General features: G+C 58.2%; 27 protein-coding genes. 12 read left to right on the top strand and 15 right to left on the bottom strand.

Going from position 1 to position 20,184, the window contains the following annotated elements:
* Positions 1–7: 7 nt before the first annotated feature.
* The 8 genes from ET418_RS04740 to ET418_RS04775 all read right to left on the bottom strand — a co-directional run bounded on the left by ET418_RS04740 (position 8) and on the right by ET418_RS04775 (position 5,793).
* The gene (locus ET418_RS04740) at positions 8–487 is read right to left on the bottom strand and encodes a hypothetical protein (protein WP_149306420.1); all 480 of its coding nucleotides are present in this window, start codon (positions 485–487) and stop codon (positions 8–10) included.
* A gap of 138 nt (positions 488–625) precedes the next feature.
* Positions 626–1,108, bottom strand: coding sequence for a DUF4411 family protein (locus tag ET418_RS04745; protein WP_149306421.1), 483 nt, complete (start codon positions 1,106–1,108; stop codon positions 626–628).
* Positions 1,095–2,240: an XRE family transcriptional regulator gene (locus tag ET418_RS04750; RefSeq protein WP_149306422.1), complete on the bottom strand. Its 1,146-nt coding sequence runs from the start codon at positions 2,238–2,240 to the stop codon at positions 1,095–1,097. Before ET418_RS04750 ends, ET418_RS04745 begins: the two co-directional genes overlap by 14 nt.
* 151 nt (positions 2,241–2,391) lie before the next feature.
* Entirely contained in the window at positions 2,392–2,613 is a 222-nt protein-coding gene (locus ET418_RS04755; RefSeq protein WP_149306423.1) for a hypothetical protein, read from the bottom strand.
* A 204-nt stretch (positions 2,614–2,817) separates the two neighbouring features.
* Positions 2,818–4,335, bottom strand: a complete 1,518-nt coding sequence (locus ET418_RS04760; protein ID WP_149306424.1) for a terminase — start codon at positions 4,333–4,335, stop codon at positions 2,818–2,820.
* A complete protein-coding gene (locus tag ET418_RS04765) occupies positions 4,325–4,750 on the bottom strand; it encodes a terminase small subunit (RefSeq protein ID WP_149306425.1) in 426 nt (141 codons plus the stop codon). The genes ET418_RS04760 and ET418_RS04765 overlap by 11 nt, the downstream gene beginning before the upstream one ends.
* An 81-nt stretch (positions 4,751–4,831) precedes the next feature.
* Positions 4,832–5,212, bottom strand: coding sequence for a hypothetical protein (locus tag ET418_RS04770; RefSeq protein WP_149306426.1), 381 nt, complete (start codon positions 5,210–5,212; stop codon positions 4,832–4,834).
* Positions 5,209–5,793, bottom strand: coding sequence for a hypothetical protein (locus ET418_RS04775; RefSeq protein WP_149306427.1), 585 nt, complete (start codon positions 5,791–5,793; stop codon positions 5,209–5,211). The genes ET418_RS04770 and ET418_RS04775 overlap by 4 nt, the downstream gene beginning before the upstream one ends.
* Positions 5,794–6,188: 395 nt before the next feature.
* Here ET418_RS04775 and ET418_RS04780 point away from each other — a divergent pair, with 395 nt between their 5' ends.
* Both ET418_RS04780 and ET418_RS04785 read left to right on the top strand, forming a co-directional pair.
* Positions 6,189–6,434 (top strand): FitA-like ribbon-helix-helix domain-containing protein, encoded by a 246-nt coding sequence (locus tag ET418_RS04780; RefSeq protein WP_149306428.1) that lies wholly within the window; start codon positions 6,189–6,191, stop codon positions 6,432–6,434.
* Between the two features lie 3 nt (positions 6,435–6,437).
* On the top strand, positions 6,438–6,899 hold the full coding sequence (locus tag ET418_RS04785; RefSeq protein ID WP_149306429.1) for a type II toxin-antitoxin system VapC family toxin: 462 nt from the start codon (positions 6,438–6,440) through the stop codon (positions 6,897–6,899).
* A gap of 83 nt (positions 6,900–6,982) precedes the next feature.
* Here the strand turns inward: ET418_RS04785 and ET418_RS04790 are convergent, their stop codons facing one another.
* The 4 genes from ET418_RS04790 to ET418_RS04805 all read right to left on the bottom strand — a co-directional run bounded on the left by ET418_RS04790 (position 6,983) and on the right by ET418_RS04805 (position 9,478).
* The gene (locus tag ET418_RS04790; protein ID WP_149306430.1) at positions 6,983–7,162 is read right to left on the bottom strand and encodes a hypothetical protein; all 180 of its coding nucleotides are present in this window, start codon (positions 7,160–7,162) and stop codon (positions 6,983–6,985) included.
* Position 7,163: 1 nt separating this feature from the next.
* Entirely contained in the window at positions 7,164–8,024 is an 861-nt protein-coding gene (locus tag ET418_RS04795) for a hypothetical protein (protein WP_149306431.1), read from the bottom strand.
* A gap of 207 nt (positions 8,025–8,231) precedes the next feature.
* Entirely contained in the window at positions 8,232–9,131 is a 900-nt protein-coding gene (locus tag ET418_RS04800) for a YqaJ viral recombinase family nuclease (RefSeq protein ID WP_149306432.1), read from the bottom strand.
* A gap of 152 nt (positions 9,132–9,283) precedes the next feature.
* Positions 9,284–9,478 (bottom strand): hypothetical protein, encoded by a 195-nt coding sequence (locus ET418_RS04805; protein ID WP_149306433.1) that lies wholly within the window; start codon positions 9,476–9,478, stop codon positions 9,284–9,286.
* A gap of 137 nt (positions 9,479–9,615) precedes the next feature.
* Between ET418_RS04805 and ET418_RS04810 the strand changes: the two genes are divergently transcribed.
* The 3 genes from ET418_RS04810 (at position 9,616) to ET418_RS04820 (ending at position 11,273) form a co-directional block, all read left to right on the top strand.
* A complete protein-coding gene (locus ET418_RS04810; RefSeq protein WP_149306434.1) occupies positions 9,616–9,960 on the top strand; it encodes a helix-turn-helix domain-containing protein in 345 nt (114 codons plus the stop codon).
* A gap of 158 nt (positions 9,961–10,118) precedes the next feature.
* The gene (locus ET418_RS04815) at positions 10,119–10,442 is read left to right on the top strand and encodes a helix-turn-helix domain-containing protein (RefSeq protein WP_188055296.1); all 324 of its coding nucleotides are present in this window, start codon (positions 10,119–10,121) and stop codon (positions 10,440–10,442) included.
* Between the two features lie 261 nt (positions 10,443–10,703).
* On the top strand, positions 10,704–11,273 hold the full coding sequence (locus tag ET418_RS04820) for a four helix bundle suffix domain-containing protein (protein WP_149306436.1): 570 nt from the start codon (positions 10,704–10,706) through the stop codon (positions 11,271–11,273).
* A 116-nt stretch (positions 11,274–11,389) separates the two neighbouring features.
* Here ET418_RS04820 and ET418_RS04825 read toward each other — a convergent pair whose 3' ends face one another.
* Genes ET418_RS04825 through ET418_RS04835 form a run of 3 tightly spaced genes read right to left on the bottom strand, consistent with a single transcriptional unit; the run spans position 11,390 to position 14,266 of the window.
* Complete coding sequence (locus ET418_RS04825) at positions 11,390–12,538, bottom strand: M23 family metallopeptidase (protein ID WP_149306437.1); 1,149 nt, start codon at positions 12,536–12,538, stop codon at positions 11,390–11,392.
* Positions 12,535–13,008, bottom strand: a complete 474-nt coding sequence (locus ET418_RS04830; RefSeq protein WP_149306438.1) for an SET domain-containing protein — start codon at positions 13,006–13,008, stop codon at positions 12,535–12,537. The genes ET418_RS04825 and ET418_RS04830 overlap by 4 nt, the downstream gene beginning before the upstream one ends.
* Positions 13,009–13,057: 49 nt before the next feature.
* Positions 13,058–14,266: an HD-GYP domain-containing protein gene (locus ET418_RS04835; protein ID WP_149306439.1), complete on the bottom strand. Its 1,209-nt coding sequence runs from the start codon at positions 14,264–14,266 to the stop codon at positions 13,058–13,060.
* A gap of 304 nt (positions 14,267–14,570) precedes the next feature.
* On the opposite strand from ET418_RS04835, the gene ET418_RS04840 reads away from it, so the two are divergent.
* From ET418_RS04840 to ET418_RS04870, 7 genes are all read left to right on the top strand, one after another.
* A complete protein-coding gene (locus ET418_RS04840; RefSeq protein WP_149306440.1) occupies positions 14,571–15,248 on the top strand; it encodes a phosphatase PAP2 family protein in 678 nt (225 codons plus the stop codon).
* 267 nt (positions 15,249–15,515) lie between these two features.
* A complete protein-coding gene (locus tag ET418_RS04845; protein ID WP_149306441.1) occupies positions 15,516–15,827 on the top strand; it encodes a hypothetical protein in 312 nt (103 codons plus the stop codon).
* 171 nt (positions 15,828–15,998) lie between these two features.
* Positions 15,999–16,886: a DMT family transporter gene (locus ET418_RS04850; RefSeq protein ID WP_246152940.1), complete on the top strand. Its 888-nt coding sequence runs from the start codon at positions 15,999–16,001 to the stop codon at positions 16,884–16,886.
* Between the two features lie 351 nt (positions 16,887–17,237).
* Positions 17,238–18,848, top strand: coding sequence for a restriction endonuclease (locus tag ET418_RS04855; RefSeq protein WP_149306442.1), 1,611 nt, complete (start codon positions 17,238–17,240; stop codon positions 18,846–18,848).
* A gap of 146 nt (positions 18,849–18,994) precedes the next feature.
* Positions 18,995–19,297 (top strand): TM2 domain-containing protein, encoded by a 303-nt coding sequence (locus tag ET418_RS18525; RefSeq protein ID WP_149306443.1) that lies wholly within the window; start codon positions 18,995–18,997, stop codon positions 19,295–19,297.
* Between the two features lie 15 nt (positions 19,298–19,312).
* Entirely contained in the window at positions 19,313–19,801 is a 489-nt protein-coding gene (locus ET418_RS18600; RefSeq protein WP_275937945.1) for a hypothetical protein, read from the top strand.
* A gap of 56 nt (positions 19,802–19,857) precedes the next feature.
* Complete coding sequence (locus ET418_RS04870) at positions 19,858–20,142, top strand: PLDc N-terminal domain-containing protein (RefSeq protein ID WP_149306444.1); 285 nt, start codon at positions 19,858–19,860, stop codon at positions 20,140–20,142.
* Positions 20,143–20,184 lie beyond the last annotated feature (42 nt).

Here is a 20,184-nt window from a genome sequence, read left to right on the forward strand (position 1 = left end):
TATGAGGTTATTGCTTAATTTCTTCAGCAATAAAATAGCCAATTTCTTCAAGTGTTTTACGCAAACTACTGTCTATTAAACTGCCAGACGAGCTAACATTGAATTTTGTAACATCTGAATTTGATTTTACAGATTTCAAAGTACCAGCCACCTCAATTGTATAATTTTGGCTGGAATACCGTTGTCCCGCAAACATGTTTCTTTGGACTGAGCCTGTATCTACACTGACGATGTTACCACTTAATATATATTCAACAGACGTGCATTCACTTTTTGTTTGGAGCTTTGTGCCTTTCAAGATCTGTTTTAATATTTCTTTTCTCATGTGTGGTTCAATTGCATCGACAATATCCTGCTTTACTACAATAGGGTCAGAAGTGCTATAATTAGAAGTTAGAAATGGCTCAACACATACACTGCCAGTTCGATATGGTTTTGAACATCCTAAAACAAAAATACACATCAAAATAACGGCTAGCGACTTCATTGTGTTTTCCTCTTCAGAGACTAACAAGTGGACAAGCTACTTATTGATCCCTCAGCTACTTATTTGTTGCCTGTCCCATTATTAGTCCTCCAAGGCTGAGGTAAAGGAAGAAAGAAGGGTTATCCCTGATTTTTCCCCTTAACGAAATACCTCGCCGCTACGCTTGATAAATTCGAGAAAACTGAAACAGGGGACTATTACTTCTTTTATGGAACAGACGGCGGGGATCTTCTTCTTGGTGGGTTCTTTGGGTAAGGTGGTTTGTCTTTCTTCGTCCGATATCAATTCGGCCCCACATGTCTTTGCTGTTGCGATGATGAATAAATCGTTTTCTCCTACACCTTTGGGGTGGTAGTTGTCATCGACAATGCCGACAAGCTTTTTGATACGCATTGCTTCATGCAGAATCGCATTATTGATTTCAACCAGTTCAATATTCTCATCCTTGAGCCAAGCAGCGCACTCAGGCGTTTTATGTGCTACTTCTTCAAATGCCACTTTCGGCATTGCCAGTTTTTTCCCCTTAACCTGTAGCGCCAGCCATTCCCACAGTCCCGGAAACTGACGTATCGGGTAATTATCCCATGCATAGATCATTGACGACGCATCAAAGACCGGCATAATAATTTTCCAGTTGATGCAGGTCTTTGATCTTCAAACTGTCGAGATACGTGCTCGCTTTGGCAAGGGTGATATGATGGGCATTCAATGCATCCAGAACCGTCCGCACAAAGGTATCGCCAAACAGATGCATGGGTTCGCGATGGCGATATTGCCGATTGCCTTCTCCTTCCTGAATAGGCAATTTTGCGCGCCATTGCCGATAAGCGGTGTACTGGCCTTGAGTCAGACGCCCCGCATCCAGCAACCGGCGCAAAATAACCTCACCACTCACTCCCCATGCCTTGCGTTGCCGTCCCAGCCACTCGTCGTAGAGAGAGACATCGTTAGGCCGTCCGGCATCCCGAATTTTCGCCAGGAAATCATCCGGCACCAGCAGGTGACCGGCAAACGCATTGGCATCCCGTTCGCGGCCTTCATGGGATAGAAAGTCATGCTCGTCGTCAATCGAACTGGACTTGTGAAGCAATAGGTGACCCAACTCATGCATAAGAGTGAACGCTTGCCGAGGTTCCCCCGACAGTTTTTTAATAACAATCACAGGACAGGTTAGATCGTATAGGGTGAAACCGAGAATCGGGTTCTGTTTGGGAATTTGCCATTTCCCGTTATAGCCATTACTGCGAAACACCAGCACGCCCCGGGCTTCAACGGCTAAACGGTACGTGTCAAAATGGTTTTCGTCGGCCAGTCCCAACCACATGCGTGCAATGCGGGCTGCCTCTTGCGGACTCTTACGGTTTAGTTCTGGTGGGTTGAACGGTACTTGTTCAGCTTCATCCAGGTCTTCACGCAGGCTCAAATAAACGGCCCGCTGTTTTTCCACCCGTTCAATCAGTTGCTTGAGGCTTGCGGACAACTCCGGTTTTTGGTTGGAAAGTGTGCGGAATTGGGGCGTATGCACCTGTGCCTCATCGACCGGCCCAGGTTCCAGAAAAAACAACACCCCACGGCCGAAAAAATCGGCAATCTTGCGCAACTGATTAAACGTTACACCATCTTCGCCGTCCAAAACGCGTTCAATGCTGGCCGGCGCAATACCGACCTCGGATGCAAGACGGCCCACGGTGATGCCGTAATCAGCACAACACCATATGATACGTTCCGGATTTATCGACTCTATACGTTCCATAATTTTGTTCTATTATATCGGTGTTATGTTTTTCCGCAATATTCTTTCGACAATGCACCCATGATTTTGTTACTTGAATATCACACTATTCACTCTACACGACCGAATCAAAACTTTCAACGCAGTTCCGCCATGTTAAAATTGAAGACACTCACGGCTCCGCAAACCCCTCCTGCACGAACTCGATGGCCGAGGCCGCGGTAAAGCGGATGAACCGCGTATCCCCGTAGGCCATCCAAGCCTTGAGCGGGGTCTTGCGCGAGTACCACCAGTTGCGCACCGTGCGGGGGGTGACCTCCATGGCCTGGGCCAACTCCTGGGCGCTCACCCAGCGCCGCCTGCGCCACGTCTCCATGCTCTCGTCGATATTCATCGTTCAACCTCCATTTCCCCGGTGATTACCTATGTGAATCGTAGGGCGCATTGCATGCACCCTGCATTGAGCATGGCTACCACCCCCGGCCCCTCCTAAACTAGGAGGGGAGGAATGACGTCGCTCCCCCCTCCTTGATAAGGAGGGGGTCAGGGGGTGGTTGATCCCCATAGACCTGCCTGATTGGGCGCACGCAGTGCGCCCCTACGCCCACGGATCGTATTCCACCACATGCCCGGCCCGGCCGCCGAAGGCCGCCCGCTTGGGGGTCTCCACCGAGGCATACACCAGGGCGTCGCCACGGTCCGGGGAGCGGCCGATGCGGGCCATGAGGTCCTCCTTGGATTCGATGAGGATCTTGCCCGAGCGGAGCGACCAGGTGGGGGCGCACAGGTCGGCGCGCACCGCCTGGCCCGGCGGCAGGGATACCGGCGGCACGGCCTTCGGGTCCAGCGCCTCGCGCATCTTCCACCACAATTCGGCCCGCAGGTTGTGGAAGCGGAGCTTGCCGCTCTTGTCCGTGCCGTGGCTGGCCCCGGCGCCGTTGATCGGCACCACGTGCACCCCGGCCTGGTTCAGGTGGTCGTAGGGGCTGGTGCCGCAACCGATGACGTCCACGTGGATCGGGGCCCCGTCCCGCGCCGCCGCCATGGCCAGGGCCGCCGCGCTGGGGCCGTCCGGGGTGGCGCTGCCGGGGTAGCAGAGGAGCTGGTCGTACCACGCCCCGTGGCGGCGGGCGATGACCGTCTCGGCCCTGCCGCCCCGGGCCACGTCCTGCCCCACCCCATCCATGGGTCCTTGCCTGCCCTGCTCGCTCCACCGCCCCTGGGCCGCGACCACCCAGGCGCTGGGGATCACCTGAAAAGGGTTTTCCTCCTGGCCGGCGCTGAAGTCCCCTTCCAGCATCCGGGAGCGGAGCGGTTCGGGCAGCGCCTGGAGGGTGGCCTCGTAGCCGGTCTCCATGAGGAACGGGTTGTCCTGGACCCGCGAGGGGATGAAGGTGCGGGATTGGGGCCTGATCCGCCTCCCCTGGTGAAGGAACGGCTCGCTGCTCTCCACCTCGGCGTCCTTGCCGTCCAGCACGGCGAACCAGCGCAACTCGCCTGGCTGGGCCGGGTTGGGGTGGTCCTTGTCCAGCCAGGGGGCCCAGTAGCGCATGACCCACTCCCCTTGGCTGTCCACGGGCGGGTTGCCGGTGCAGATCACCCGGCAGCGTTGCGCCGTGTCCGTGGTGCGCAGCCAGGTGATGAGGAAGCGGAACTGGGCCTCGGTGAAGGAAGTGATCTCGTCGAAGACCTTGAGGTCGTGGGGGCGGCCCTGGTACTTCTTCTCGTCTCCCAGCACCGGCACGGCCCCGAACTCCACCTGGCGGCCGGGGAGACGCCACAGGTTCTTCTGGGCATTGAACCCCTCCGCCGTGCCCAGAATCTCGGCCATGCGGTCGCAGATGGCCTGCAACTCGGTGCCGACCCGGCGGAAGATGATGGAGCGCCGGTGCCGGGTCAGGGCCGCGCCGATGACCAGATCGGTCTTGCCGCCCCCGGCCGCGCCGCCGTAGAAGAGCACGTCGGCCTCCGAGTCGTAGGCCGCCTGCTGCGGCCCCTGGAACAGCGGCACCCAAGCCGGGGTGAGCCGCCGGGCGATGGCCGCCAGTTCGGCCCGTTCCTCGGCGGTGGCGTACCCCAACAGCCCCTTCAGTTTTTCCAAAGCATCACAAGCCATTGGCGCGTTCCTCCAGGATGGCGATGAGGGTCAGGAGCCGGTTGGACAGTTCCAGGTCCGAGAACTCCAGGGGGCCGCCGTCGGGACCGGCGTGTTCCACCCGGTCGGTGAAGAGCTTCAGGTGCTTGCCCAACAGCTCGTTGGCCTTGAGCGCCTGGGTGAGCTTGCCGCCGGTCACGGCCTTGCCCCGGATATCCACGATGGAGCGGAGTATGTCCTCGCCGCTCAATTGCAGCTTCTCGGCCCGCTCCCGCAACCCCTTCCGCACCGCCTCGGCCACCCACGGCTTGTGCAGCAGATTGCAGGCGTTGGCATAGGCGCTGCGGGCGCTGTAGCCGGCCCGGATGGCCGCCTGGGTGGCGTTCAGGTCCACCAGGTATTCGTTCACGAACAGGGTCTGCTTGTTGGTCAACATCGGTACCTCCTTGAAAGCTTCTGGGACCTATGGGTCCTATGAGACGTATAGGTCCCATGATTTTCCTATCAGTCCCATGGTTCACTTTTTCCTCCCCCGTCCCTCCACCTCCTCCTCGAACCACGCCACCATCCTCCCCAACTGGCGGCGGTTTTCCTCGGCCTGTTCCCCGGTGATCTCCGCGATCTGCCGCCGGTCGTCGGGGGGCGGGGGGAGGACGGTGGACGGGGCCAGCATGGCCGCCGTGCGCAGCTCCACCGGCATGGGGAACCACTTCTCCGTGGCGAAGATGTGGCGGGCCGCCCATTCCAGCCGCTCGATGCGGCAGTCGGCCAGGGCGCGGTGGTAATCGGCCAGCAGGCGGTCGTCCACCTGCCGCGGCCTGCCGCCGGGGGCCAGCATCCGCCCCGCCAGCCAGTAGATGAGCGTGGCGAAGCGGCGCTTGTCCTCCTGGCCGTTCACGCCCCCTCCCCGCAGAAGCTCCGGCAGGCGGCGGCATTGGCCGCCATGATCCGCTCGTGCTCTTGCTGGCGCGCGTCCCCCGGCACGCCCCCGCTCCGGGAGGGCACATCCCGGAAGCCCTGCGTCGGGAAGGGAGGCGCGGCTGGTGCCCGTTCCCTCCCCTGCCCCATTGGTTCCGCTCCTGTCCCTTCCCCTCCCTTCCCTTCCGGGGGCGACGGCTCGGCGGGGCTTCGTCGAGGCCGCGCCGAACCCGCGTCGAACGGGGGAAACTTGGGGTTGGGGCGGTCCACCTTCTGGTGCCGGGCGAACCCGGTGATGTGCCAGTACACCTCCCCCTCGTGGCCGTACTCCACCACCAGCCCCTGGCCGATCAGCTCCGCCATGAGGGAGGCCATCTGCGCCATGGAGAAGTCGTCCGCCGGGAAGACCTCCATCTTGAGCCGCTTGCAGTTGGCCGGGTGGTTGCCGCCATCGTCGAAGAAGCAGAGCATGAGCACGAACAGAAGCCGCGCGTTCGGGGAACATTCGACGAATTGGGAGGAGGTGCAGATCTCCGGTTTTATGGTGCGTATGCGGGCCATGTTACCGTCTCACAATCTTGATTCTTAAAAGCTGATGTTTGCCACGGAGGCCTCGAAGAACTTCAAAAGTATTCTGTCCCCCCTCCTTGATAAGGAGGGGGTCAGGGGGTGGTCGATCTGTTGCCCCCCCAGGGCTCACCCAATCCCGGCGCATGCAATGCGCCCCTACGTGAACTGATCGCATTCCGCCGCGTATCCATGCCTCAAGCACGGCTACCACACCGGAAAGGCTACCACCCCCGGCCCCTCCTAAACTAGGAGGGGAGAAAAACTCTTCCCCCTCCTTGATAAGGAGGGGGTCAGGGGGTGGTCGATCTCTCTAACGCATCATTTTCTTGCGCTTCGTGCAATCATTGCATACAATGAAATCAATGATTGCATTACAGGAGGAAGTTATGGCATCCCTGACCATCAGAAACCTGGATAACGACATAAAGGCGCAACTGCGCCAGCGGGCCGCCCGGCATGGGCGTTCCATGGAGGCGGAGGCGCGGGTCATCCTCGCCCAGACCCTGAACGCGCCGGTGCGCGAACAAGACCTTGCGGCGGCCATCCAGCGGCGTTTTGCGGCATTCAATGTCGAATCCCTGCCGATCCCCCCGCGGCAGGCGGTTCGCACTCCGCCCGAGTTCGGCGAGTAGGTCATGGAAGCCATCCTCCTCGACACCAATGTGGTCTCCGAACTGATGCGCTCCCAGCCGGAAAAGACGGTGCTGGACTGGTTTGCGGGACGTACCGGCGACATTTTCTACGTCAGCGCGGTCACCCAGGCGGAGATCATGCTCGGCATTTCCCTCCTGCCCGCCGGAAAACGCCGGGATGCCCTGACGTTGGCGGCAGAGGGGATGTTTTCCCAGGATTTTGCCGAGAGATGCCTCCCCTTCGACGCAACAGGCGCGGCCATCTATGCCGCCATAGTCGCCGGCAGACGCCGGGCCGGCCAGGCGATCTCCACGGAAGACGCCCTGATCGCCGCCATTGCCCTGACCCACGGCTATCCCCTTGCCACGCGCAACATAAAAGACTTTTTACACATCGACGGGCTGACGCTGTACAACCCCTGGCAAGTTGAACATGGCTACCACCCCCGGCCCCTCCTAAACTAGGAGGGGAGGAAACCCAGGTATTCCCCCTCCTTGATAAGGAGGACCCTCTGGGGTCCTAAAGGGGTCAGGGGGTAGTTGATCTTCTAGCCTTTCAGATCACTCGCGGCGGCGGGCTCCGGCCCCACGTCGGCCCAGTAGCCGCACATGAGGCAGCTCTCCCCCTCCACCCAGGCCTGGTCGTCGTCGTACCGCTCCAGGGACGAGGGGGTGGTGATCACCGCCACCCGGCGGATGTGGCGGGAATGGCACTTGGGACATTCCATGTCATACCTCCTTGGCGGCGGCCGTCTGTTTCCGGGCCAACCCGCTGCGCAGCCGCTCCTTCAGCCCGGCGGCCCCCTTTTTGGGCGGGGCCACTGGGGCGGCCAGCTCCCCCACCGGCTCGAACCAGTCCCCCGGCTTGCTCATGCCGTCGTGCAGGCTGGTGCGAATCTTGCCCAACTGCACCGCCTGGGCCGGGGTGGCGGCCTCCAGGGGACACCCCAGGCGGGCCTCCACCTGTTCCCTGATCACCCCGCAGGCGGCGAAGGCCTCCGCCAGCCGGGCCAGGGCCGCGGGGGAGGCGTCGGCAGCGGCGGCCAGGGTCTCCTCGCACTGCTCCACGGCCGCCTCCACCACGTCCCCCGGCACCACCCCCAGGATGCAGGCCCGCAGGCGGCGCGCCCCCTGGTTGGCCACCGCTTCGTAGATATCCCGGCCATCCTCCGCCCGGCGGACTCCCTGGCGGCCGACGCGCCGGTGGGGCACCCGGAAGACCTTTTCCTGCCGCGTGTTTGTCTCCACGTCCCAGGCATAGGCCTTGACCGTGGATTCGCCCCCCTGCTGCTCCAGCTCCTGGATGCCGAACTGGATGTTGCCCCAGTTCTGGGCGATGGCCTCGGCCAGGCGGATGGAGGGGCCGCTGATGTCGGAGCCGCCCCGGCTGTAGCTGTAGAGCCCGGTCCGGGCCAGACCGGCCCTGCGGCATGCGGCGATGATCCGCTCGAAGGCCTCCCGCTGGTCACGGGGAAAGCGCCGGGCCAGAAGGATGGCCCCCTCGGCGTCCCCCAGGGGTGCGGCGCCCGGGGCGCGGGGCGTGATGGGGGTGGCGAACAGGTTGTCCAGGGTGGTTGGTGCGGTAGTCATAGTCGTGATCTCCTTATGATTATTTCATGTTTGCCACAGAGCCGCAGAGGCGCACAGAGACGGAAGATCAACCACCCCCTGGCCCCCTCCTTATCAAGGAGGGGGAAGAGTTTTTCCTCCCCTCCTAGTTTAGGAGGGGCCGGGGGTGGTAGCCGTAGCCGTACCTCCGAGTCTCTGTGTCTCTGTGGCGGACGTCAGCCGTTATCCTTATTTCAGCAAGAAGCGCCGCGCCGCCTCGCCGGTTTTCAGGTACTGCCGGTACAGCTCCGGGTGGTCCGCCCGGAAGGCGTCGTGGTCGAAGCGGCTTGGGGGTTTGGCCGCCTTCCAGGTGGCCGCCAGGCGGCCGTCGATGGTGAGCCCCTCCCTCTCCCCCATGCAGGTCTGGATGATGATCTTTAACCGCTCCTCCTCCGCCTCGAGCTGCTTCATCTCGCCCCGGAGCGCTTTCATCCCCGCCACCGCCGCGACGGCCCGGGGGGTGGCCGGGACCGTGGCGGCCACCGGATGGCGGAACCTGAGGGCCAGGTCGGCCGTGGAAGCGGCGTCGGGGGGCTCGCCCCGCTCCACCCGACCCCAGAATTCGGCCTCCCGGTCGGTCATCAGCCCCTGGAGTTCCCGGTCCGCCCGCACCTCGTAGAGCCGGAAATCCTGCCCGCCGATGAGCACCGCCACATCGGCCAGCTCCAGCCCGGTGACCATGAGGTAGTGCTGCACCTGGCACAGGTAGGCCTCGGGGATCTCGTCGCTCCCCGGCTCGCCCCACCCCTCGGCGCTGCGGGCGGTCTTGATCTCCAACACCCGGCCGTCGTCGGTGACCCCATCCAGGGTGGCCAGCAGGTAGGGGCGCTCCCGGTGGCGCAGAATCCGGCCCGGGACCCGCACCGTGCGGCCGGTGGCGTCGGCGTAGCGCTGGCGGATCGCCGGTTCCAGGGCGCGTCCCCAGAACATGGCCGGGCTCTCGGGCGGCTCCGGCAGCTCGCCCCGCTTGTCCAGATAGACCTGATAGGGGGTGGCGTAGCGCGACACCCCCAGCACCGCCGCCGCATCCGAACCGCCGATGCCGCTCCTGCGCGCCTGCAACCACTCCGCCCTGCTCGATCCGTCCATGATTCCCCCCGTAACGTCAAAATGAGTACCGTCCGCCGCAGAGACACGGAGACACAGAGAAAACCGGGAGTAAGGCCCGGCAGGGAAAAGCGATTCCCGACGATGGTGTTACCCGAAACAGTTTTCAGCCTTTCCCTGTGTACCTCTGTGTCTCAGTGTCTCTGTGGCGGATTCAGGATTTTCCCCTCCCCCTCCTCCTCTGCCAGCCGGGAGTAGATCAGGCTCCTGACGATGCTCCCCACGGAGATGCCGGTGCGCCGGGAGAGATCGTGAAGCGCCCGCTTCTTGGTCTGGGGGAGCCGGACCGACATGGCCGCGGCATGGTCCGTTTGATCCGTTTCGTGCATTTCACACCTCCTTTTTGATTAAAAACTAAATCTATTTGATTTAGCAGTCAAGCAAAAAATAAACATTATGATTTTTAGATTGACAAACGCAGGTGTTAAATTATGCTTATCTATAATTCACTGGGGAGGTGCTCATCATGAGCGTTGGGGAAAATATCAAAAAAATCCGCGAGGAAGCCGGCTACACACAAAAGCAACTGGCGGGGGTCATGGGGGTGAAGCCGTCCTACCTGTCGGCCCTGGAACGGGACCAGCGCCGGCCGGGGAAGAAGATCCTCCCCCTGCTGTGCGACGCCCTCGGCGTGGATGAGCAGACGATTCTCTTCGGCCCCCGGGAACGCCCGCTGCGGCGCGAGGAAAAGGTCCTGCTGGCTGCGGTCCAGGGGTTCTCCACCCGGCTGTTGCTCATCGTGATCGAGTTTGCCATGAAACTGAAGACATCCGGCGAACCCCTGTATCTCGCGGCATCCAAAGGCGTGTGAGCCCCGCAAGACCAACGTCCGGCGCCTTCTGCCGCATGGCCGCAGCCGCATCATCTTTTTGATTCATAAATAACAGAATAACATGCATAATGATTTTTGGGTTGACAATCCCCCGGATTAAATTAGGCTTAGAATCTATTCAACAGGGGGTAACCGGTATGAGTGTCGGAGAAAACATCAAAAGATTCCGAGAGGATGCGGGCTACACGCAGAAGCAGCTGGCCGAGATCATCCAGGTGAAGGAGCCCTATATTTCGGCTCTGGAACGGGGGCAGCGCCGGCCGGGGAAGAAGATCCTCCCCCTGTTGTGCGACGCCCTCGGCGTGGACGAGAAGACTATCCTTTTCGGGACCCGGGAGGAGTATCAGCGCCCGTTGAGCTACGAGGAGAAGGTGCTGCTGGCTGCGACCGAGAGCCTTTCCAAAGATCAATTGCGCGAAGTGATTCAGTACATGATGAAATTGAAAGCATCCGGCGAATGAGCTCGATTCTCTCCCGCATGGTAACCACCTGAATCCACTAGTTTTCGGTACAGGAGCATTCTTTTCATTTTCCATGGTGTCAGCCTAGCACCGGGGAGCGACAAAAAAAGTCGCATCATGGGGAGGGGCGCTTATGGCCTTGATGAGAGGGGAATTTCGTAGGACGAGGACCTGTGGGACTCATGAGACCCATGAAATTCATAAGACCGATAAGTCCCATTGTCCCTATAAGTCCCCTAAAACCGCCCCCCTTGCCCACCCATGACCACCATCATCCTGCCCCACGGCAACTACCGCGAACTGCTTTCCTACCAAAAGGCCGAGGTGGTCTATGACCTGACCTTCCGGTTTTGCGCCCGGTTTCTGGCCAAGGGCGACCGCACCATCGATCAGATGGTGCAGGCAGCCCGCTCCGGCAAGCAAAACATCGTGGAGGGGAGCAAGGCATCCGGTACTTCAAAGGAGATGGAAATCAAGCTGACCAACGTGGCGCGGGCCAGCCTGGAGGAGCTTTTGGAGGATTACCGCGATTTTCTGCGGGTGCGGGATTTGGAGATTTGGGCAAAGGATTCCCGGGAAGCCCGGTATGTGAGGGAGTTGGGGCACACGCCCCCGGTGACCTACGAGACCTATCGCCCGTTTGTGGAGACCCGCCCCGCCCAGGTGGTGGCCAACATGGCGCTCTGCCTGATCCACCAGACAAATTATCTGCTGGATCGGCAGATAACGGCGTTGGCAAGGGACTTCCTGAAGGACGGCGGTCTGCGCGAACGCATGACCCGCGCCCGGTTGCAGTCGCGGGAGGAGCAGCGGGGCGCGGGAAAGGGATAGATAAAAAACAAATCCAGAGGATAAAAAATGGACATTCAAAAAGCGCGGCGTGCTTGAAAAAACTCACAGCAGAGCTATATCCCGACTCCAACCCCATCCTTCCCCCCGCGCTTGTCCTACTTCTTCGCTTCGGGCACCCTGCCCCTCCCGATCCATTGGCTCTGGGTGATGACCTTGCACTCCTTGGAGTCTGTGCCGCAAAATTCCATGGGGAATGAAACGAGTTCATAGCCCGGCGCCATGCCCTCGGTACGGGGCCGCGGTTCGGGACGCCACACGGCGAGCTGGATGAACGCTCTCTCCTTGGCGTCCGTCGCACCGGCCATGGCGATGACAGCGCCGGCCGCAACGTCCTTTCCCACCGTTATCCCCTCGCCGATCCCGCCCAGATGGCTATAGGTGGCGATCGTCCCGTCGCTGTGCAGGATATCCAATTTGCCGTTTGCCCCGATCTGCACCACCCGGCCTTGCCGCGCGGCACGCACCGGGGTGGCGGCAGGCAGATGGAACAGCACGGCATAACGGGTGTAGGGCGTGACGGCGGCAGGATCGTCGTTCACGGCGGCAAAGGCCCGGATCGTGCCGCCAAAGGGGAACCGGTACCGTTCGGGGCAAAGGTGGCGCGCGGTAGCGTCGCCGATGCTCCACGCGTAGCCGTACCCGAACTTGCACGCCTTGTTCTTCGTTATGGCCGTCACATGCACCAGGGGCTGGTCCGTATGGGGCGGCACGATGGCCGTAAGCGGCAGGGTTTTGTCGGTCGCGATGTTGTACCACGTACCGGGGTCGCTGCCGAGGGCCACGGACACCGGGGCGTAGCCGTGATTGTAGGCGGTGATGTCGTAGGCCGCGCGCACCGCATCCTGGGGCAGATAGGAGGGCTGTGCAACTTTGGCGTCGTTCACCATGAAGTCGTATTCCCGCTTCGCCTTGCCGCTCGCCTTGTCCGAAACAGGTTTGCCGGCCATGGGCACGGCCGGCGGAGGTGTCGATGCCGCGGTAGCCCCGGCAGGGGAATCTGCAACGGGGAGAAGGGTTTCCGGGGATACCGGCTTCATAGCCCGTGGCGCATCCCCGAAATTCGCCACGGTGCCGCTCATGGTGGCATAATCACCGCTGGGATATTTGCCGTCCTGCCTGCCGTACTCCCACGGCCACGCGCCTTTTACCTGGCGCGGACCGTCCGCACAGCCGAGCAGGAGACAGCCCGCCGCCAAAAGCGGGAGCCACCTGCCGTAGTTCATTATGTCATCCGCTCTTTTCATGTGACCGAATCCCCCCTGTCCCCATGCCGTTGCCAATAGCCCGGACCATAGGCGCACAAGATTTCTTCACCGGCCATGATCTTTCTATTGGCGACGATACAGACATTGCCCTTTTCGTCCAACGTTATATCCGCATTATTCCTGTACCTGGTTTTGACCAATCCCGAGGCATCGTTGGCATATTTGGCAAAACAGGGCACTTCCATGGAATCCAAGATGGTTCCATCGGGCATGTTCATGAAATAGGCGTCCGCGCCATTGGTTGCCCTGAGGCGCGCCTCGTTATCCGATAAAATTTTCCCTTTGAACAGGGAAACGACCTCATCCTTGTAAATCGGTATGGCGGTAAACAGACCATTGCCCGAGCCGGGTATCCGGGATTCCCCGATATACAGGTAATCCTTCTCCTTGGCGTCGATGGCGTAGGTTGTGGAGTTTGCATATTCCTTAAAGCGGGGAGTCGTTTTCATCTATGACCTGCCTCCAAGTCCAGCGGCCGCCGTGCCGGGCGGACAGCCGTCACCCCTTCCCATTACTCCCCCCCGTTTCCGAGAACAACGACTTGAGCAGGTTCTTCAACTCCGTTCGCAACTCCGTCAAGGCGGCCCTCTCTTCGCCATAGGTGCTGTTGATGTTGTCCGTTACGATGGAGTGTATCTTGACCAGCTTGTTGCGGTCGGCATTGGGGCTCCGCATCTGCTTCTTCAACTCCCGGATCTCGGCCATGTCGATGGACCGGGCCGCCGCCGGCGCTTCCTTCACCTCTTCCATCGTTTCCGGGAGTGCCGTGTCTTCCATGATCCCCAGGAACCCCGCCAGGGTATCCGGGTCGAAGAGTTTCCGTTCGCTCTTCATGGTCCGCAGGGCCTCCGCCGGGGTGGAGGCGGACTTGTAGGGGCGGTTCATGGTCAGGGCGCAGTAGATGTCGCAGATGGACACCAGCATGGCATAGCGCGGAATCTCGAAACCATCCAGCCCTCTGGGGTAGCCGCTGCCGTCATACCGTTCGTGATGGCCCAGGGTAATGTCATGGACGATCCGGTCCGTGACCCCGGCGCTGTTGAGCAGGTCGATGCCGTATTTGGGATGGAGCTTGACCCGGTAATATTCGTTCTCCGAGAGCACGTCCACCTTGTCGGTGATATCGCTCGAAACGGACAGCATCCCGATATCGTGCACCATGGCTCCGGTGCCGACGCTGACGAGGTCGTCCCTCCCGGCGCTGAACAGCCTCTCGCCCATGAACAGCGCCAGGATCGTGGTCTGGGTCGAGTGGTTGATGAGGTATTTGTCGAAGTTGTCTTCCAGCTTGGCAAAAAGCGCGATCAGCTCGTCCCGGTCCTCGAACCTGAACTCGACCTTGCGGAGGATGGCGCGGCATTTTTCGAACACGGCTGGCTGGTTGGGCTTTTTGAAGACATCGTCGACAGCCTTGATGATCATCTGGCTGCAGATCAGGTTTTTGGAATACTGGGACAGGAGAGAGGCGGAGCGGGAATCGTCGAGCCGCTTCTCCACGTGCTCCTGCACCTCTTCCGAATCCTTGCTGTTGATATACACGAACTCCGTGCCGTTTTCCCGCAATCGCTCGATATTGTGGATGGTGAGCTTGGTCTGCTCCGGTTTGTAGAGGGTGTACTTCCCGTCGAGCCTGACGAACAGCTCGACCTTGGGAAAATTATCGTGGTTGATGGAATCAAGCACTATGGGCGAATACTCTAACGACATTGACGCTCCTTTTTTCATGGTTCCCGATACCCGGCCCTCTGCTGCCGGCCCAGCCAGCCAACGTCCAAATTATAATAATCGGCATAACCCCCCTCAAGCTGTAGCAGGTAATCAACCACAACACTAAAAAATTTCAGCATGTTATACGATAGCAAAGTGTCCCCCATGAAAAGGCCGTTGCCAACGCTACCGACCTCGCCCGCCTTTGCAAAATGGCAAAATAATCGTATAGTACGTATCCGCAGGGGCACCGCCGCATCCCCCCCTAGCGCCGACAAAGGGGCCGCCTATTCCAGCTCAGCCTGTGCCGCACGACACCGCATCATCCGCCAGCCAACGCCGGGGGTACGAAACCGCCCTCCTGATCGCGCTGGTCCCCATGGCCCTGGCGGCCTCCTACAGCATCGGCCACCTGGATATCCCCGTTGCCCGGCTCGTCACGCGCTACCTTTACGCCAGCAAGGGGTGGCTCCACTATACCTCTTCCATCCCCGACGCCCTGCTCATCCTGGTGGTCTGCGTTGCCGCAGGCTCCTACGCCCTGTTCCGCTACCGGGTGGCCCGCCACGGCATCGATGCGCCCGCGATCATGTACGAGACCCTCGCCGTCGCCGCCCCGGTTTCCTTTCTGGCAAAATCGCTCCTGAAATTCGCCTTCGGCAGGATCAACACCCGGGAATGGCTGCTCGCGCCCCAGGAGTACGGATTTCACTGGTTCCGCGGCGATGGGCGGTTTTCCGGCTTCCCGTCCGGGCACATGGTGGTCTTCGTCGCCCTTTGTGCGGTCCTGTGGCGCTTTCACCCGCGCTGGCGCCCGGCGTGCCTGGCGTTGCTGCTGCTGTTGGCCCTGGCCATGATCGCAACCAACTACCACTTTTTGAGCGATGTGATCGTTGGGGCGTATGTGGGGCTCGTGGTCGAGGCGGGCACCCGCCGCGCGGTGGAGCGTGCGTACCGCGGCCCGTCGCTTATGAATCGATGAGGCGGGAGCGGCCGCCGCTCGGGGCGCGTCACAACAATGCAGACAGGGGCTTCCGGCGACGATCCGGGGGCCTTTTCTGTGTGTGCCAACCGGGAAAAGACCCGGGAACAGCCCCTTTCATGCTCCATTTCATGCCTGAGGCAGACCCGCCCCCTGTTGTTCCTTTCTTTCACGAACCGCCTGCTTGACAAATCCCCCGGCATTGCTAGCCTTCTAATCAAGCGTATTGCCCGATTATCCCGCAGGGGAAGATGCAGGAGCGTAACTATGGCAACGGAAGATCGCTATGGCATCTGTTTTTTTGCCGCAGGGAAGTATCACATCCTGTGCCATGAGGGGAAGGAATACCGGTTCCAAAACGTTGCCGAATACAGCGGCCTCACACCGGTAAGGTTACCATACCACGAAGCCCGCGCATTCATTGAAAGCCACCCGATATGCGCCAACATCAGCCTTCACGGCATACGGATCATGCCCTACAGCGAGGTTGAGAATATCCTTCAGGGCAAGTCGGCGGCAAGTACCGTGAAATCCCTCGCCCTCAGCGGCGAGGAAGAGGAAGAAAAACCGCTGCATTGATGGGCTGGCGCGCAGGAAAAGGCGTTTTCCGCGAGTTCCCGGAACGGCGGCGAACGCTCTATTTTATTGACTGCTCCCCCGCTTCTGCTATCTTTTACGATTCGACACACGCAGACAAAGGAGCTGGTCATAGACACACATAAAGCGATAGACGGTTTGGCGATGGGGCTGATGCTGCTCCTCTGCATTATCTGGGGGTTGCAGCAGGTCGCCCTGAAGGCCGCCGCGCCGGACGTTGCCCCGCTCATGCAGTTGGCGCTCCGCTCCGGGATCTCGGCGGCGCTGGTGGGGCTGTTGATGTTCCTGCGGGGGGAGCGCATGTCCCTGGGGGACGGCACATGGCGTCCCGGCCTGGTCGTGGGGGTACTGTTCTCGCTGGAGTTCCTGTTCGTGGGCCAGGGGTTGCGCTATACCAGCGCCTCCCACATGGCGGTCTTCCTCTACACCGCGCCCGCCTTCGCCGCCCTGGGGCTCCATTGGCGCCTGCCCGTGGAACGGCTGCAACGCTTCCAGTGGTTCGGCATCCTGCTGGCCTTCATGGGTATCGTCATCGCGTTTTTCGGGCGCAGCCAGCAACCGGCTGCCGGGGCGCCGGCCGCCATCCTGTGGGGGGATTTCCTGGGGCTCATGGCCGGGGTTTCCTGGGGCGCCACCACCGTGGTGCTGCGCTGCTCAAGCCTCGCCCGCACATCCGCCACCCAAGCCCTGCTGTACCAATTGGTCACCGCCTTTGTCCTGCTGCTGGCGGCGGCCGTGGGCCTGGGCGAGACCGCATTCACCCCCACCCCCCTAGCCTGGGGGAGCATCCTGTTCCAGGCGGTGGTGGTCTCCTTTGCCAGCTATCTCACCTGGCTCTGGCTGCTGCGCAAGTATCTGGCCTCCCGGCTGGGGGTGTTCTCGTTCATGACGCCGTTCTTCGGCATCGGTTTCGGTGTGTGGCTGTTGCACGAACCGCTGGAGGCGAGCTTTCTGGTCGGGGCGGTGCTGGTCATCGCCGGGATCGTGCTGGTAAGCGGCTATGGGTGGTTGAAGCAGGTGTTCGACGGCGGGAAGGTGTGACGGCGAACCGGCGGAGCGGCGACAAGCTGTCCGGGAGATAGCGCCGGGGATTACGGGCTAAAAGAATGGGGCCGGTGCGGGGTGGCCGGGCACAATGTGACAAAATGATACAAAGAAGGGGCTCCCGGAGGCGATTCGGGGGCCTTTTTTCGTTTGATTTCGGGGAGGTAGGGGAAAGGCTCAAAAGTGGTAATTTTTTTAACACTTTTTCAGAGTGTTAATTATTTTAACATACTGATTTTGCGATTGAAATTTGAGAGTGTGAGGCGTAGAAGGATGTTTGCGCATCCTAAGCAAATAGCCACTACAGCTCAAAGACATTGTTGATGTGCAGAACAAGGGGGGGAGATCATGGGGAGAAGGGGTTTCATTAGCACACTCAACTCAATAGCCCGTGAAACCGCGCGCCAACAGAGGCGCGCCGAAGCCGAATTAAGGCGTCAAGCAAGAGCGAACCTCCAGTATCAGCGCCAATGTGAAAGAGAACAACGGCTTGCCGATAAAGAAGAGAAACAAAGGTATCTTGAGCAGAGATTTGAGGAAACAGAAGATAATAACCTCGAATTGGCACAACTGCTGGAAAGTTTAAATGGTATTCTTGACCACACTTTGTCAGTTGATGACACGATAAGATTTGAATCACTGAAGATAAATGCCCCATTCGAACCACCTCCCACTCCTCAAGCACTCGCCAAACCACACCAACAGCCCCAGAAACAGGATTATCTGTCCAAAGTTAAGCCGCTTGGTATTCTTGAAAAGTTTTTCGGCATGAAAAAGCGTTATGAAGAGGATATCGCTGCTGCGGAATCTCAATACGCGACGGCGAAAGCGGCGTTTGCCAAGGCAGAGGAGGTGCGTAAGGTAAAGCTGGCAGAGTTCCTCGCTGCTCAGGAAAAGGCTCGTCAATGCTACATCCAAAAGGCGGAACAAAGAAATCAGGAAGTTGACGATCTGGAAAAATCATATAAAAACTGCGAGCCACAGGCCGTCATCACATATAATACGTTAGTCCTTGAACGTTCCGAGTACCCCGAAGGTTTCCCCCAAGAATTTCGTTTGGCTTTCTCACCGGAGTCAAAACAATTAGTCGTTGATTATGACATGCCTGGTGTCAGCATCATCCCTACAGAAGTAGAGTTCAAGTACGTAAAGGCAAAGGATTCAATTGAATCAAAGCCGAGAAAATCAAATGATATTAAAGAATTATATCAAGACATTGTCGCCTCGATAGCACTTAGGACCGTGCATGAAATCTTTGAATCCGATCAAGGCAGCCACATAGATGTAGTTGTATTTAATGGGTTTGTTCATGCAATCGACCCTAGCACCGGACGAGAAGTACATCCCTGTATCCTCTCAGTTCGTACTACGCGAGATCTCTTTATGAGTATCAACCTCGCCCAAGTCGAAAAAAGAGCATGCCTGAGAAGTCTTGGCGCTCAAGTTTCAAATCAACCTCAAGCTCTTCAACCTGTTAAGCCGATTGTCGAATTCGACATGATTGACAAGCGGTTCATTGAACAGGGAGATATTATCAGTGAATTGGACTCCCGTCCCAATCTTATGGACCTAAACCCGTTCGAGTTTGAAGCTCTTGTAAGTAATCTCTTCGGAAAGATGGGCCTTGAATCCAAGCTGACGAGGACTTCGAAAGACGGTGGAGTAGATGCTGTTGCCTACGACATTCGACCTGTTTTAGGTGGGAAAGTGGTTATTCAAGCAAAACGCTATAAAAATACAGTTGGTGTTTCAGCAGTAAGGGATCTTTACGGAACCATGCTTAACGAAGGAGCCAATAAAGGAATTTTGGTGACAACAAGTGGTTATGGGCCAGATGCTTTCGACTTTTCAAAAGACAAACCAATTGAACTCATTGACGGAGGTGGACTGTTGTTTTTATTAGATCAAGTTGGCATAAGTGCAAAAATAATATTTCCAGAAGATTTTGCACCGCTGTGACCTTAATTCTTTATTTCATAGATATTGTAGTCTTAGACGCAGTCACAAATGGCTTTGGCAACTTCAAAACAAGCTAATACCTATATGCCAAATGATATCCGGCATCGAAGAAGGCAAATATATTACAACTGTAAAATGGAGGGGGCATGGCTGAAATCAAGTTTTGTACGGCATGCGGGAATGAACTCAACATCAAAGCTGAACTCTGCCCCAAATGTGGGGTAAGGCAAGCCGTCAAGGGAGGGGGCAGCAACCGCAAAATTACTGCCGGAATCCTAGCACTGTTTCTTGGTGGGTTCGGAATCCACCACTTTTACCTCGGTAACACTGGACGCGGAGTTCTTTATCTGCTGTTCTTCTGGACTTTTATTCCAGCAATCGCTTCTTTTATTGAGGCTATCATCTTCTTGACTATGTCCGAGGATGACTTTGAAGCTAAATACTCCTAATGGAAGGGATTTACTATGGAAGACACCAAATACTGCGCTGATTGTGGCGAACAACTCAACATCAAGGCCGAAATTTGTCCAAAATGTGGAGTGCGGCAAATCAAAAAAAAGAAAAAAGGCGGACTATCCATTGCCATTATCGCTGTTGTGGTTGTGCTTGGTGGCTTCATGGTTCTTGGCATTCTCAGCGCCATTGCTATCCCGCAATTCTCGGCTTACAGAATAAAAGGATACAACTCTGCTGCTCAGTCAGACCTGCGCAATGCAAAAACTTCCGTTGAAGCATATTTCGCCGATAACAACAAATACCCAGCATCCCTCGACCAAACCGCTTTCAAAAGTTCCGTGGGGGTAAATGTTTCCTATGAGAAAAGTGGCAATAGACAATACGTCATCTTCTCAGAGCACTCCAAGGGGTCTAAGCAATATCAGACAAGCTCTGAAGATCAAGGCATCTTCCAGCGAGACAAATCCGATTCAAACGGTCAATTCCAAAGCATTTGATGCCGCTCCCCGGCGCTTTCCGGAAAATTTTATTATTAGCGAGAGGAGATTACACTATGTTCGGATTTGGTTTGCCGGAATTAATTATACTCATGATTATCCTAGCTGTACCAGTATTATGGATATCCGCACTCGTCAGTGCGATCAAGTCAGATTTCCCCGGCAACAACAAGATTATCTGGATACTGGCGATTATACTTGTTCCGTTCCTTGGTTCGATACTTTACTTCATCATCGGTCGGGGGCAGCGCATCCAGCAATCACTCGTCAAATGTGGCTGCGGTTCCCTGGTTGACTCAAATGCTTCGTTCTGCACATCGTGCGGAGTCAAGATGGCCTGAAAATTCGGGGGATACAATGCAATTGGTTATTTTTCTGCCAAT

The organism is Oryzomonas rubra (assembly GCF_008369015.1).
GTDB classification, from domain to species: Bacteria; Desulfobacterota; Desulfuromonadia; order Geobacterales; family Pseudopelobacteraceae; genus Oryzomonas; species Oryzomonas japonica.

Excerpts from the sequence above, each read along its gene's own strand:
- ET418_RS04740 (WP_149306420.1), bottom strand. The coding sequence starts at position 487 with ATGAAGTCGCTAGCCGTTATTTTGATGTGTATTTTTGTTTTAGGATGT.
- ET418_RS04745 (WP_149306421.1), bottom strand. The coding sequence starts at position 1,108 with ATGCCGGTCTTTGATGCGTCGTCAATGATCTATGCATGGGATAATTAC.
- ET418_RS04750 (WP_149306422.1), bottom strand. The coding sequence starts at position 2,240 with ATGGAACGTATAGAGTCGATAAATCCGGAACGTATCATATGGTGTTGT.
- ET418_RS04755 (WP_149306423.1), bottom strand. The coding sequence starts at position 2,613 with ATGAATATCGACGAGAGCATGGAGACGTGGCGCAGGCGGCGCTGGGTG.
- ET418_RS04760 (WP_149306424.1), bottom strand. The coding sequence starts at position 4,335 with ATGGCTTGTGATGCTTTGGAAAAACTGAAGGGGCTGTTGGGGTACGCC.
- ET418_RS04765 (WP_149306425.1), bottom strand. The coding sequence starts at position 4,750 with ATGTTGACCAACAAGCAGACCCTGTTCGTGAACGAATACCTGGTGGAC.
- ET418_RS04775 (WP_149306427.1), bottom strand. The coding sequence starts at position 5,793 with ATGGCCCGCATACGCACCATAAAACCGGAGATCTGCACCTCCTCCCAA.
- ET418_RS04780 (WP_149306428.1), top strand. The coding sequence starts at position 6,189 with ATGGCATCCCTGACCATCAGAAACCTGGATAACGACATAAAGGCGCAA.
- ET418_RS04785 (WP_149306429.1), top strand. The coding sequence starts at position 6,438 with ATGGAAGCCATCCTCCTCGACACCAATGTGGTCTCCGAACTGATGCGC.
- ET418_RS04790 (WP_149306430.1), bottom strand. The coding sequence starts at position 7,162 with ATGGAATGTCCCAAGTGCCATTCCCGCCACATCCGCCGGGTGGCGGTG.
- ET418_RS04795 (WP_149306431.1), bottom strand. The coding sequence starts at position 8,024 with ATGACTACCGCACCAACCACCCTGGACAACCTGTTCGCCACCCCCATC.
- ET418_RS04800 (WP_149306432.1), bottom strand. The coding sequence starts at position 9,131 with ATGGACGGATCGAGCAGGGCGGAGTGGTTGCAGGCGCGCAGGAGCGGC.
- ET418_RS04805 (WP_149306433.1), bottom strand. The coding sequence starts at position 9,478 with ATGCACGAAACGGATCAAACGGACCATGCCGCGGCCATGTCGGTCCGG.
- ET418_RS04810 (WP_149306434.1), top strand. The coding sequence starts at position 9,616 with ATGAGCGTTGGGGAAAATATCAAAAAAATCCGCGAGGAAGCCGGCTAC.
- ET418_RS04815 (WP_188055296.1), top strand. The coding sequence starts at position 10,119 with ATGAGTGTCGGAGAAAACATCAAAAGATTCCGAGAGGATGCGGGCTAC.
- ET418_RS04820 (WP_149306436.1), top strand. The coding sequence starts at position 10,704 with ATGACCACCATCATCCTGCCCCACGGCAACTACCGCGAACTGCTTTCC.
- ET418_RS04825 (WP_149306437.1), bottom strand. The coding sequence starts at position 12,538 with ATGAAAAGAGCGGATGACATAATGAACTACGGCAGGTGGCTCCCGCTT.
- ET418_RS04830 (WP_149306438.1), bottom strand. The coding sequence starts at position 13,008 with ATGAAAACGACTCCCCGCTTTAAGGAATATGCAAACTCCACAACCTAC.
- ET418_RS04835 (WP_149306439.1), bottom strand. The coding sequence starts at position 14,266 with ATGTCGTTAGAGTATTCGCCCATAGTGCTTGATTCCATCAACCACGAT.
- ET418_RS04845 (WP_149306441.1), top strand. The coding sequence starts at position 15,516 with ATGGCAACGGAAGATCGCTATGGCATCTGTTTTTTTGCCGCAGGGAAG.
- ET418_RS04850 (WP_246152940.1), top strand. The coding sequence starts at position 15,999 with ATGCTGCTCCTCTGCATTATCTGGGGGTTGCAGCAGGTCGCCCTGAAG.
- ET418_RS04855 (WP_149306442.1), top strand. The coding sequence starts at position 17,238 with ATGGGGAGAAGGGGTTTCATTAGCACACTCAACTCAATAGCCCGTGAA.
- ET418_RS18525 (WP_149306443.1), top strand. The coding sequence starts at position 18,995 with ATGGCTGAAATCAAGTTTTGTACGGCATGCGGGAATGAACTCAACATC.
- ET418_RS18600 (WP_275937945.1), top strand. The coding sequence starts at position 19,313 with ATGGAAGACACCAAATACTGCGCTGATTGTGGCGAACAACTCAACATC.
- ET418_RS04870 (WP_149306444.1), top strand. The coding sequence starts at position 19,858 with ATGTTCGGATTTGGTTTGCCGGAATTAATTATACTCATGATTATCCTA.